We start from the raw sequence: 12,581 nt of genomic DNA on the forward strand, positions 1-12,581 counted from the left end.
TAAAAGACCAGTACTGTAAATCCTTAAGTTGACGGCATTGCATACGAGGGCTACTTATACTACCTCACACTTACTGTTATAGATTGGGTAGACATATTCACACGCCCAGTATATAAACACATTCTTGTTGATTCTCTGAAATACTGCCAGCAGCACAAGGGGCTTGAGCTATACGCTTGGTGCCTGATGAGCAACCACCTCCATCTGATTGCAGGCGCGGCGGAAGGCAAGAAGCTTTCAGACATACTCCGCGATTTTAAAAAGTTTTCCAGTAAAGCCATTGTTAAAGCGATTCAGGAAGAAAACGAGAGCCGCAAAGAATGGCTGCTGAACCGCTTCTCCTATGCAGCGGCAAACGATACAAAAACAAAGAACTATAAATTCTGGCAGGAAGGAAACGAGTCCAAAGAACTACACACCAATGCCTTTCTGGAACAAAAACTGCAGTACATCCACCAAAACCCAGTAGTTGCGGAGATAGTAGCAGCTCCTGAACATTACCTCTATAGTTCCGCGCTGAATTATACGGGACAAAAAGGACTGTTGGATGTGCTGTTGCTGGAATAAACCGCTATCTGTATAGCCTGTTTATACTTTAGCTTTGTTGCTTTTCAAACTTGAAGTCTGCTGCTTCCCCTTCACCCCCTCCTATTTTACATCGCCTCCCGCTTTTTCGGATTTGCAATCCGAAAATAACTATTATCAGGATTTATAATCCGCTCCTTTAGCTTCTCCTGTAGTGTTTCGCTGTTTCTGAAGCTACAGCCTTTGGAGGTCGGATTACAAATCCTCGCAGTAAGTGCTTTCGGATTGCAAATCCGAAAGAGCGGGGGAGAAAAAGGCATGGTCGAGATCATACTTCTAAACTAACCATACCGCCAGTTTGAGCGAAGCGGTAAAGGTGGCTGATTACGGCAGCAAGTCTGTGACTTGCGAAAGTAAAACTTTGGAAAACGCAAGTTACAAACTTGCCTCATGAACAGCCACAAGTTACGCTAGCGCTAAACTTGCGGCATGGGGACGTGTCACTAAACTTACAGCCTGAAAATTCTGTTACAATAACTTCGCTTCTGTTAAATCCCTCATCTCTACCTGTAAGTCATGCGCCATCTGTTGTAACAGCTTTAAAGCCTTCTCTTTCTTTCCTACAGACATTAAAGAAGTTGTATAACCATCAGCCATTCTAAGATAACCATCAAAAGTTACAAAGCTTGAAGTAGATATTCCTGCCGTACCCTCATCTGTGTAAATAGTTCTGTTTCGCTTTAGGTAAATGAAATGCACACTAGGGTAAGGCTTCGCTTTTCCGAAAGCCATACCTGCAATACATATTCCCTCGCGATATAGCCCACCATACAGATCAAATTCAATAAATTCGTACATGATGAAAGGAAATATCCCCAAAATCATAAAAGCAAATCCTATAAATGGTGCAGATGACACTACTAAAACCCCTCCAACGAACATTATAATGGCACACATTTTTACTCCAGAATATGGTCTATGCGTTTTATATCGAAGAGTAGGTTGTTTCATACAACAATATATAGCGAATCCCCTTTAATTCCTCTAGGATCTAAGCATTTTATACTTTTCAGTTCAGCCAGAAGCTTATGAAAAACATAACGCTTGGCTACACACATTCATAATTTTTAATTTCTAATTCTTAATTGCCGCAGGCACTTCGCAACCTTCTCCCTCTCCTTCCTGTTCTGATAAAACATTAACTTATAGTATCTTTGTAAAGAAGGACTATAACCGACAAAACCCGTAGTTCAAGAGCTTTAGGCAATAGCGAGTAATATGGCTATCGTTTAAAGCTGTTTTGCGTGTTTTGTACGCATACTTGTGTCTTAAAACGAATACACTTTGAAAGTTAAAGATTTCTTAGAGCTATACCGCCTCGACAGTGTGGTGCAAACGATAGCCGAACGGCTGAAGGCAAACAAAGCGTACCGCCTGCAACTGAAAGGCTTGGCTGGCAGTTTGGATGCTGTACTGGCCTCGGCGGTTTATACCATAAACAAGCAGCACCAACTCTTTGTATTGCACGACAGAGAAGAGGCAGCATATTTTTTTACTGATCTGAAGAACCTGCTGGGCGATGAGAAGGAGGTACTGCTGTTCCCGACCTCATACAAACGCCCCTATAGTTTCGACGATACCGAGAATGCCAATATTCTCATGCGGGCCGAGGTGCTCAACCGCCTCAACCAGAAAACAGGCAAAGGCGAACTGATCGTGACCTATCCTGAGGCGCTGACGGAGAAGGTAATCAATAGAAAATCGTTGGTGGAAAATACCTTGGGAGCCAAGGTAGGCGAAAAGCTGGATACCAACTTCCTGAGTGAGATGCTGGCAGAGTATGGCTTTGAGCGCACCGAGTTTGTTTACGAGGCAGGCCAATATGCGGTGAGAGGCGGCATTGTAGACGTATATTCTTACGCCAACGACCTGCCGTACCGCATCGAACTTTTCGGCGATGAGATTGAAAGTATACGTACCTTCGACCCTGACACGCAGCTGAGCGTGGAGACGAAGAAGGCGATCTCAATTATACCAAACGTACAGACGAAGCTGCTCCAAGAAACCCGTGAGGCTTTCCTGGACTACCTGCCCACTAACACAAATCTCTGGTTTAAAGATATCCGCCTGACGCTGGACGTGATTGACGAATACTTTGATAAGGCTTCGTTTGCTTTCGAGAAAATGCTGGCAGGCAGCGGCGGCACCCAGATTGTGTCCGATCCAGAGCAGCTGTTCCAGACGCAAAAGCAGTTTAAAAAGCTCCTCGACAATTTTAACACTGTAGAAATTGGCAAGCGCTTTCACTTTAAAACGGCCGAATCCATAACGTTTCAGGCCAAGCCGCAGCCCTCGTTTAACAAAGATTTTAAACGGTTAGTGAAAGACCTACACGAGCAGCAGGGCGATGGCTTTGTGAACCTGATTGCCACCGATTCGCCACGCCAGATCAACCGCCTCACCATGATTTTTGATGAGCTGGACAATGACGTGCGTTTCCAGCACCTTCCCATCTCATTGCGCGAAGGCTTCATCGACCAGACGCTGAAAATCACCTGTTACACCGATCACCAGCTGTTCGACCGTTTCTACCAGCACAAGGCAAAGGAAGGGCATTCCAAAACCAAAGCAATGACGCTGAAAGAGCTGCGTTCGCTGCAACCTGGCGACTACGTAACGCACGTAGACTATGGCATCGGCCGTTTTGCGGGGCTGGAGAAAGTGGAGGTTGGAGGCCGTTTGCAGGAAGCTATCCGCCTGGTGTACCGCGACGATGATTTGCTGTACGTCAGTATTCACTCCCTGCACAAAATAAGCAAGTATAGCGGCAAAGAGGGCGGCCCGCCAAGCATGAGCAAGCTGGGCTCGCCTGAGTGGGAAAACAAAAAGAAGAAGGTAAAGAGCAAAGTAAAAGACATTGCGGCCGAGCTAATCAACCTGTATGCGAAGCGTAAAGCAGCGCCAGGGTTTGCCTTTAGCCGTGATGGTTTCCTGCAGGCAGAGCTGGAGTCGTCGTTTGTTTACGAAGACACTCCAGACCAGGGCAAAGCAGTTGAAGACGTTAAAACCGACATGGAACAACCGCACCCGATGGACCGCCTGGTGTGTGGCGACGTGGGCTTCGGTAAAACAGAAGTAGCCATACGTGCTGCCTTTAAAGCTGCCTGCGATGGTAAGCAAGTGGCCGTGCTGGTGCCGACAACTATATTGGCCATGCAGCACTACCGCACCTTCCGCGATAGGTTGGAGCAGTTTCCTATTACTGTAGACTACATCAACCGCTTTAAAACCACCAAAGATACCAAAGACACTCTGAAGCGTGTAGCCGAAGGCAAAGTAGATATTCTCATCGGTACACACCGCATCGTGAGCAAAGATGTGAAGTTCAAAGATCTCGGCCTGATGATTATTGACGAGGAACAGAAGTTCGGGGTGAAGACGAAGGAGAAGCTAAAGGAGATGAAGGTGAACGTAGATACCCTCACCCTTACCGCCACGCCTATTCCGCGCACGCTGCACTTCTCGCTGATGGGTGCCCGCGACCTGAGCGTAATCGCCACGCCACCGCCAAATCGCCAGCCAGTTAAAACTGAGCTGCATGTATTTGATGAAGCTTTAATTCGAGATGCCATTGTGTACGAGATGAAACGCGGCGGACAAGTGTTTTTTGTGCATAACCGCGTGAAGGATATTGAAGAAATAGCCTCTATGATTCTGCGCCTCGTGCCCGATGCCAAAATAACCTATGCCCACGGGCAGATGGAGCCAGAGAAGCTGGAGAAACGCATGATGAAGTTTGTGAACGGTGAGTACGATGTGCTGGTAAGTACCAACATCATCGAGTCTGGTCTGGATATCGAGAATGCCAATACCATCATCATTAACCGAGCGCACATGTTTGGCCTCTCTGACCTGCACCAGATGCGCGGCCGTGTGGGCCGTTCTAACAAAAAGGCTTTCTGCTATATGCTAACGCCTCCTGTAGCTGGCTTGCCTTCTGATTCGCGTAAGCGTTTAAGTACGCTCGAAGAATTTTCCGATCTGGGCGAAGGCTTTAAAATAGCGATGCGCGACTTGGATATTCGTGGAGCGGGTAACCTGTTGGGCGGCGAGCAAAGCGGTTTCATCACTGACCTTGGCTTTGAGATGTACCACCAGGTTTTAGATGATGCCATCAAAGAACTGAAAGAAACAGAATTCAAGGATCTGTTCCTGAAAGACAACCTGGAGCAGTTTATAGAGCCTGTACTGGAGTGTAACATCGAAACCGATATGGAAGTGCTGATACCAGACTGGTACGTGAGCAATATATCGGAGCGCCTGAACCTCTACAGCAAACTCGATAGCACCAAAGATCTGCAGGAGCTGGAGAAACTCCGCGACAGCATCGTAGACCGCTTTGGCCCGCTGCCCGAAGAGGTGCAGAAGCTGGTGGATATTGTAAAGCTGCGCTGGCAGGCACAGCAACTCGGCTTTGAGAAGCTCACCATTAAAAAAGAAGTGATGAAGGGCTACATTCCGTCCGAAAACAACGATGCCTATTTCCAATCAGATACGTTTGGCAACATACTGAAGTATGTGCAGCAGCATTCGCGTCGCTCACGACTGAAGGACTCCAAGCAAAAGCTGATTGTGACGGTGGAGGATATCCGAAGTATAAAAGATGCGAGGCAGGTGTTTGAAGGGTTTGGCATAAAAGAAATAGTATCTGCCTAAGCTCTGTTCAGCAGTTTAAGTGAGCATAGTTCGAGCATAGTTATAGTTAGTTAGTGAATTCGGCCAGTTCTTTTTCCAGCGGCTTTTAACCTGGTAAAAGAACTGGCTTTTTTGTGCGGCTACTTCACCATAGTGGCCTAGGATCCATTTCCCGCACGCTCCTTGCTATACGTATTTAGTAGTTGTCACAAATGCGTACCTGCATGCCATTAACCTGTCCCGAGCTATTAGACATTGGCATTGAAGATTTGTTGACCAAATCAGGTATATCATAAAGGCGAAATAGTACGTTTGAGTAGTTCTGAGCTCCCATAGATCCCTACCTGTATGGCAATTGATAGGAGGCTTATTTTAACTTCAAATACCAGCCGCTTTTCGACAACAACGGCAACTCCGAAGGCGTATTGATTTCAGCTATCGAGATTACAAGACTTGTGCTGGCTAAGCGAAAGGCGAAAGCGTTGGCACAGGAACTCAATAGCAGCAGAGGCTAAAACCCCTTTATTGATAAAAAAACCGCATCCACAGGTTAGCTATAGTTTATTTTAAAGAAAAACATATTTATATTACATTTATATAGCAAAGGGGAATATAATGTATGGTTCAGGCCTTAGCTTACTGTGCTGCCAACGGTTATAAAAACTCCACTTTAGCAAAAGATAGAAGCCATACATATTCTTTCCTTGGTTTATTCGCTACAATTAGCGCAGGTCACAGAAAGATAGCTGTGCATACAAAAAGCTGTCTAGAAGGCGTTACCTGATGTTGTTGCACTATAATGTTAGTACCTAATGAACAATACTTTGGCGCTGCAGACGCACATCAACTTTGAACAACTCTTTCAGGTGTTGCCAGGGCAGATCATCCTTTTTTCGCCAGAGCTCATTATTTTAGCTGCGAACGATGCATACCTTCAGGTAACCCACACCACCCGCGAAGACATCGTAGGCAAGCCGCTTCTTGAAGCCTTTCCTGAGAGAACGGGCACAGGAATGCGCAGACCAGAATACTCTCCAGACTATACTGTAAAATATGCTATTGAGCATAAAGTAGCTTGTGCAAGCCCCGTTATACGCTACGACATTGCACGCCCACAAGGCAACGGACACCGCATAGAAAAGCGCTACTGGAAACTAAGCAGCAAACCTGTGCTAAATGAATTCGGGGAGGTTGAATATGTGATACATGAGGCACACGATGTAACGGAACAGCAACGAACGGAACAAGAGGCAAAATCTGCACAGCACCACCTTAAGCTTATGTCTGCAGCAGCAGGCGCTGCCACCTGGGAGTATGAGGTATCTAGCCAAAAGCTTGTCTGGAGTGAGTCTTACAGAGATATTTATGGCAATAAGCATACGCCCTTAGAGGTATCCGCTGATACATGGGACAGGCTGGTACACCCAGACGACTACCCTACAGTGCGGGCGCACATCAACGATACGATTGCACAGAAGAAGAAAACCTGGACGGGCGAGTATCGCTACCAAAGAGCAGACGGCACCTATGTGGAGATAGCAGACCACGGCTACATTATATACAACGAGCAAGGCTCTGTTATCCGAATGATGGGATCGTTGGTAGACATAACCAAGCAGAAAGAGCAGGAAAAACAGCTAAAAGAAAGCAAACAGCGTTTTGAACGGGTAGCGATGGTCACCAACGATGTTGTTTGGGACTGGAACCTGAAGGATGACAGCATTTGGTGGAACGAGGGCTTTAAAACCTGTTTTGGTTATTCAGAAGAAGAGATTGAACCGACTATAGACTCCTGGACCACCCGTGTTCGGCCCGAAGATTTAGATCGCGTTAAAGCTTCTATTAATGCAGTAATTAACAGTAACGAAACTAAATGGCAGGACGAATATCGCTTTCGCTGTGCAGACGGCACTTACAAGCGAATCTTAGACCAGGGCTATGTTATTCGTGATGAGGATGGCAACGCTGTGCGCTTGATAGGCGCCATGTTAGACATAACTGAAAAAAGGCGAGTAGAACAGGAGCTTGCCACAACCATGAGCAGGCTGCAACAGGTAATGGAGTCGCTGCCGCTTATGACCTGGACAGCTACTCCCGACGGTGCCCTTAATTATTACAACCAGCGCTGGTACGATTTAACAGGCTCTACTTTTGAAGAACTGCAGGCATGGGGTTGGGAGAAGTTTATACACCCTGACGATTATGAACGGACCAAAAATAAGTGGCTAGAATCTGTGCGAACAGGCAAGCCCTTTACCGACGAGAACAGGTGGAAAGTAGGCAAAGACGGTACTTATCGTTGGTTTCTGGCCCGTGGTGTGCCCACTTATAACAGCGAGGGAGAAATTGCTTTGTGGGTAGGCTCCCACACCGACATTGAAGATGAAAAAGCACTCCGTGAGCAGGTAGAGGAATCCGAGAAGAAATTCAGGTTCTTGATAGAATCAATACCTCAGATGGTATGGAGCGCCAACCCAGACGGCTACATCGACTATACGAACTACCGTTGGTACGAGTATACCAAAATGGATGAGACCTCTCTTGGCCTAAATTGGATGCCTGCCATACATCCTGATGAGGCTCAAGCCCTGATGGATACCTGGATGCACTGTGTATCTACTGGCGAAAACCTTGATTTTGAAGTCAGGTTCAAAGATATGGAAGCCAATACTTACCGCTGGTTCCTGCTTCGTGCTGAGCCTATGCGCAACAGTGAAGGGCAGATCATCAAATGGTTTGGCACAGCCACCGACCTCCACGACCAGAAAATGCTGAGAGAACAGCTACAGGAATCTGAAAAGCAATTCAGGTTTCTGGCCGAGTCTATTCCGCAAATGGTCTGGACAACAGACGAGCAGGGAAATCACGACTATTTTAACAGGCGTTGGGTAGAATACACAGGAATGTCTTTAGAAAAAAGCAAAGGCATAAACTGGGTTGAAATATTACACCCAGATGACCAGGAGCGAACAAAGGAACGGTGGCGGTACTCGCTGCAGACAGGCGATTATTATGAGATAGAATACCGTTTCAAGAACGGACGAGACGGCAGCTATCGCTGGTTCTTAGGCCAAGCCATTCCGATGCGCGACGATAATGGCAACATTGTAAAATGGTTTGGCACCTGCACCGATATAGAAGACCATAAGCGGGCCGAAGAAGAATTGGTAGAGAAGAACCTGGAACTGCAGCGTACCAACCAGGACCTGGATAGTTTTGTGTACACGGCCTCACACGATCTGAAACTGCCAATTGTAAATATGGCTGGCATCTTTGAGGAACTGACGAAACATACTGAGTTTAAAGACCCAGATGCCCCTCGCATGATTGCCATGTTTAACAAATCGCTCAAGCAACTCCACAGCACCATACACGAATTATCGGAGGTAGTAAAAATTCAGAAGCAGAAGCTTAAGAACCTTGAGCAGATAGACCTGAACGAGTTGACAGAAGATGTGAAGGTTAGCATACAAGACGTGTTGAAGGAGTCTGGAGCTGAGGTTACCACAGATTTTAGCCAGGTATCTTCTATTCCATTTACTAAATCTAGCCTAAAAAGCATTTTTTATAATCTGCTAAGCAATGCCATAAAGTACCGTTCACACGATCGCACTGCTAAAATACATTTAAGCACATCTTATAAAGGAGAGTATATAGAGCTAAAAGTACAGGACAATGGCTTGGGCATAGACATAAACAAACATCACAATAAACTGTTTCAAATGTTTAAACGCTTTCATAACCATGTAAACGGATCTGGTTTGGGCTTATATATTGTGAACAGGCTCTTGACAAATAACGGCGGTTACATTAATATAGACAGTAAATTAAACGAAGGCACCACCTTTTTCCTTTACTTTGCATACGAAAAGGAATAATGGCATTACTTTACCCTTTTAAAGCATGACGAGACCACTCAACACGATACTCCTGATTGACGACGATGAGACAACAAACTATCTCAACCATCGCTTACTTAGTCGTATGCAGCCCAATGCCAATATACAGGTTGTAACAAACGGAGAAGAAGCACTGGAGTATCTACAAAAGGCTTTTGCAGGAGACTCGAATCACCCTGCTCCTAACCTCATTTTTGTAGACATTAAAATGTCGGTGATGGATGGCTTTGAATTTCTAGAGGATTACCAGCACTTCCCTGATTATCAGAAAAGCCAGACAACCATGCTTATGCTGACTTCATCGGCAAGCTTTTACGACTTGGAGAAACTTAAGAAGTACCCAGATGTACGCAAGCATTACTCTAAGCCTTTAACCGAGGCCGATGTACGTGAAATAGTGGGTGAATATTTTTCTTAGAACACATAAACTTAGATCAAATCATCAGGAGGCACTGCAGTAATAACTGCAGTGCCTTTTCTTTTAAGCACTTAAAGCTAACTATAGTCGGCTAACACGCGTAAAAATAGATAACCCGTGTTAGCGGGACATACAAAATGTACAACACCACTAAATGAAACAAACTAATGAGAGATAGAAATAAAGAAAACAACCATACTGAACACCGAGAGGGAAATAACCAGCAGATAGGCCGCGACCTTTATAACAAGGATAAGGAAATGCGTCAACAGTCTCGGGATAATAACAGAGACGAAAACGCCAGAAGCTGGGACGAAGGAAACCACTTCCACACAGGCCCTAACGAGCGTGGTGCTCAGGACCGAGACCGCAACAGCTATACCAAGGGTGGCAGTAGCAACAGCGCTTATAACCAAGGCCAGAATGCCCATTTGGACGACCACTACGGCAGCACGCAAAACAGCCACTACCGTAATGAGCGGGATTACATTAACCATGGCGACAGGCACACCACCGATAGCCATCGCCAACAAGGGAATGCAGGAGGGCAGCAGCCAGGTAACTTTAACGAGCCTGTAAACCCGAACGATCGTCCGCACCGCGAAGGCCCAGGTAGCCGTAGCCGTTACAAGGAAACAGATTACCGCTATGGCAGCGGCTCGCATAACTGGTACCGTGAAAACAGATACACGCCAGACGAGGACAGAAGAGCACAGAATGACGACAGAGGCTTCTTCGACCGCATGGGTGATGGTATTCGCGACACCTGGAACGACATTGCTCATTCTGATGATCCTGATTACCGCAGCAAGTCGGGCAGCTACGGAAACGACCGCGACCGCCAAGACCATGTAAGCAGCCGCCAGCGTTATGGTTCAGAACCGTTCCGCGATAACAAACGTGGCTTTGACAATGGCTACAACCGCAGCGAAGACCGTGGTTATGAAGGTGGTCCGCGTTGGGCTGACGAATCAGACTCAGGTGAAGATAAGAACTATAACAACACCGACAGAAACCAACGTTATAGAAGATAAAGCGTATAAAAAATATATTAGGTAGATTTGGTAGTAGATTAATTTTAGAGATAAAGCCAGCCAAGTGCTGGCTTTATTTTTTAAAGATTGTTATATTTATGTTCTGGCTTACTCAGATGTACCTTTAAACATCCTATCCTACCTCGCGTACAGAAAGTAAGCACCCGTTGTATTATTTGTGAATTTTAACCTGAAAGCATATGCGCCACGAGGAACATAACCACAGACCACGGCATCCGAGAGATGAGCGTTTCAACGTAAGGCCCAGAAATTCCCGCGAAGAAAACTTCAACGATTTCAAAAGCCGTTGGGATGAGCCAGTGCCGCTCCATAGAAACAGGGAACCTCGGTTCTACGACGACCGCGGCAGGTTCAACTATGAGCCAGGCCAGCACGGCATGGAAGACTGGAGACCAAATGAGCCTCGTCAGCAGTACAGAAGAGGACCACAACATCCAGAATTCCGTCACCACGAAGCAGACTTTAACCAGACGAACCAGCATGCAGACGACCGCTGGAGCCAAGACGATCTTATGCCGCATCCGAACCGATACAGGCATTATAATGGAGACGATAGACGAAACAGACGCGGCAACAGATAATGAGCGCGTTTCAGCTTGACTTAATTTTTAGATAAAGCACATACAAAAGCCCTTCCTGGTTTAATCGGGAAGGGTTTTTTAATTAGAAGTGGCGCCTAATCCCTACTCCAACAGATATAAGTTCGGGCAGCCCTGGTACTAAATTCGCAGAAAAATCTGTTTGTTCGCTTAGCTTATAATTGTACTCAAACTCGCCGCCATACCAATAGAACTTGTACTGCCACTGGCCACTACGGTTAAAGTAGCCATCATCTTCATAGCCATCAATCCTGTTCCAGTCGCGGCGGTAAACTAAAGTAGGACCGATGCCGCCATTAAGGGAGTGCCTGCCTTTTTCGAAAATACGGCCACGCCACCCTATGTGTGTAAAACCAGCCAGCGAGGCAGCACAATCAGTATAAATACCTTGCTCTACCCGTACACTGATAGCATCGCGCACTACAAAACGTTCGTAGCCAACTATACCGCCTACATTGAGCACTAGATAACCTTTGTCATCAATTCGTTTAGGAAAAATCTCTGGGTAAGGGCTCTCTCGCAAATGCAGGCTCATGCCGAACAATTTCACGGTGAATGCATTTTTGTAGCTCTTAAGGCTATCCTGCGCCAACACGCACAGTGGCAGCAGCCACCCTATCATTATTATTAATAAATTACGCTTGTACATACTAATCTGCTTATACTATAGCAGAAGCCATTGGTTTAACTTCGATGTGAATCTGCTAAAAAGTAATCGCTAGCTTTAGCGATGGTTTTGAGGCGAGAGGCTAATTAGAATACTTTGTAACTTGCAGCATATTTAGGAGGATATGACTGTGTTAGAAAATTTGTTAGAGCAGATCAGGGCCTGCCGCCTCTGCGAAGCGCACCTGCCATTAGGGCCAAACCCTGTGCTGCGGGCAGAGGCTTCGGCAAGGCTGCTGATCGTAGGGCAGGCTCCAGGCACTAAAGTACATGCCAGCGGCAAACCCTGGGACGACCAGAGCGGCAAACGCCTTAGGCAGTGGTTAGGTCTAGAACCCGAAGTTTTTTATAATGCCTCAAAAGTAGCCATCATTCCGATGGGCTTTTGCTACCCTGGCAAGGGTAAAAGCGGAGATTTGCCGCCCCGCCCCGAGTGCGCTCAGCACTGGCACCAGCAGTTGCTTTCGCTGCTGCCCAACCTGCAGCTGACTTTACTGGTTGGCAAGTATGCACAAGACTACTTTCTGGGCAAAAAAGCTAAAGGCTCCCTAACCAATACCGTGGCTAATTGGCAGCAATATCTGCCGCAGTACATGCCTATGCCGCACCCTTCGCCACGAAACCAGTTCTGGCTGAAACGCCATCCGTGGTTTGAGGCTGAAGCTGTGCCAGAAGTAAAAAGCTTGGTCTCTGCTGCGTTTTCATTAACTTAAAACTTAAATAT

The 12,581-nt window shown here is 46.4% G+C and carries 10 protein-coding genes; 7 read left to right on the forward strand and 3 right to left on the reverse strand.

Features of this window, described 5'->3' with window-relative positions; all coding sequences use genetic code 11:
* Positions 1-36: 36 nt before the first annotated feature.
* Positions 37-567: an REP-associated tyrosine transposase gene (locus LN893_RS18100; protein ID WP_369427701.1), complete on the forward strand. Its 531-nt coding sequence runs from the start codon at positions 37-39 to the stop codon at positions 565-567.
* 86 nt (positions 568-653) lie between these two features.
* Here LN893_RS18100 and LN893_RS18105 read toward each other — a convergent pair whose 3' ends face one another.
* Both LN893_RS18105 and LN893_RS18110 read right to left on the reverse strand, forming a co-directional pair.
* On the reverse strand, positions 654-857 hold the full coding sequence (locus tag LN893_RS18105) for a hypothetical protein (protein WP_229972541.1): 204 nt from the start codon (positions 855-857) through the stop codon (positions 654-656).
* A gap of 196 nt (positions 858-1,053) precedes the next feature.
* Positions 1,054-1,536, reverse strand: coding sequence for a hypothetical protein (locus tag LN893_RS18110; protein ID WP_229972543.1), 483 nt, complete (start codon positions 1,534-1,536; stop codon positions 1,054-1,056).
* Between the two features lie 333 nt (positions 1,537-1,869).
* Between LN893_RS18110 and mfd the strand changes: the two genes are divergently transcribed.
* The 5 genes from mfd (at position 1,870) to LN893_RS18135 (ending at position 11,173) form a co-directional block, all read left to right on the forward strand.
* Positions 1,870-5,241 (forward strand): transcription-repair coupling factor, encoded by a 3,372-nt coding sequence (gene mfd, locus LN893_RS18115; RefSeq protein WP_229972545.1) that lies wholly within the window; start codon positions 1,870-1,872, stop codon positions 5,239-5,241.
* Between the two features lie 791 nt (positions 5,242-6,032).
* Complete coding sequence (locus LN893_RS18120) at positions 6,033-9,098, forward strand: PAS domain-containing sensor histidine kinase (RefSeq protein WP_229972547.1); 3,066 nt, start codon at positions 6,033-6,035, stop codon at positions 9,096-9,098.
* Between the two features lie 25 nt (positions 9,099-9,123).
* Positions 9,124-9,537 (forward strand): response regulator, encoded by a 414-nt coding sequence (locus LN893_RS18125; protein ID WP_229972549.1) that lies wholly within the window; start codon positions 9,124-9,126, stop codon positions 9,535-9,537.
* 167 nt (positions 9,538-9,704) lie between these two features.
* On the forward strand, positions 9,705-10,571 hold the full coding sequence (locus LN893_RS18130) for a hypothetical protein (protein ID WP_229972551.1): 867 nt from the start codon (positions 9,705-9,707) through the stop codon (positions 10,569-10,571).
* 200 nt (positions 10,572-10,771) lie between these two features.
* Positions 10,772-11,173, forward strand: a complete 402-nt coding sequence (locus LN893_RS18135) for a hypothetical protein (protein WP_229972553.1) — start codon at positions 10,772-10,774, stop codon at positions 11,171-11,173.
* Positions 11,174-11,255: 82 nt separating this feature from the next.
* On the opposite strand, the gene LN893_RS18140 is transcribed toward LN893_RS18135, so the two are convergent.
* Entirely contained in the window at positions 11,256-11,813 is a 558-nt protein-coding gene (locus tag LN893_RS18140; protein ID WP_229972554.1) for a hypothetical protein, read from the reverse strand.
* Positions 11,814-11,982: 169 nt separating this feature from the next.
* Between LN893_RS18140 and LN893_RS18145 the strand changes: the two genes are divergently transcribed.
* Positions 11,983-12,570 (forward strand): uracil-DNA glycosylase family protein, encoded by a 588-nt coding sequence (locus LN893_RS18145; protein WP_229972556.1) that lies wholly within the window; start codon positions 11,983-11,985, stop codon positions 12,568-12,570.
* Positions 12,571-12,581: the final 11 nt, after the last annotated feature.

Source organism: Pontibacter harenae, assembly GCF_020907245.1.
In the GTDB taxonomy this organism is placed as follows: Bacteria; Bacteroidota; Bacteroidia; order Cytophagales; family Hymenobacteraceae; genus Pontibacter; species Pontibacter harenae.

Excerpts from the sequence above, each read along its gene's own strand:
- LN893_RS18105 (WP_229972541.1), bottom strand. The coding sequence starts at position 857 with ATGATCTCGACCATGCCTTTTTCTCCCCCGCTCTTTCGGATTTGCAAT.
- LN893_RS18110 (WP_229972543.1), bottom strand. The coding sequence starts at position 1,536 with ATGAAACAACCTACTCTTCGATATAAAACGCATAGACCATATTCTGGA.
- LN893_RS18120 (WP_229972547.1), top strand. The coding sequence starts at position 6,033 with ATGAACAATACTTTGGCGCTGCAGACGCACATCAACTTTGAACAACTC.
- LN893_RS18125 (WP_229972549.1), top strand. The coding sequence starts at position 9,124 with ATGACGAGACCACTCAACACGATACTCCTGATTGACGACGATGAGACA.
- LN893_RS18130 (WP_229972551.1), top strand. The coding sequence starts at position 9,705 with ATGAGAGATAGAAATAAAGAAAACAACCATACTGAACACCGAGAGGGA.
- LN893_RS18135 (WP_229972553.1), top strand. The coding sequence starts at position 10,772 with ATGCGCCACGAGGAACATAACCACAGACCACGGCATCCGAGAGATGAG.
- LN893_RS18140 (WP_229972554.1), bottom strand. The coding sequence starts at position 11,813 with ATGATAGGGTGGCTGCTGCCACTGTGCGTGTTGGCGCAGGATAGCCTT.
- LN893_RS18145 (WP_229972556.1), top strand. The coding sequence starts at position 11,983 with ATGACTGTGTTAGAAAATTTGTTAGAGCAGATCAGGGCCTGCCGCCTC.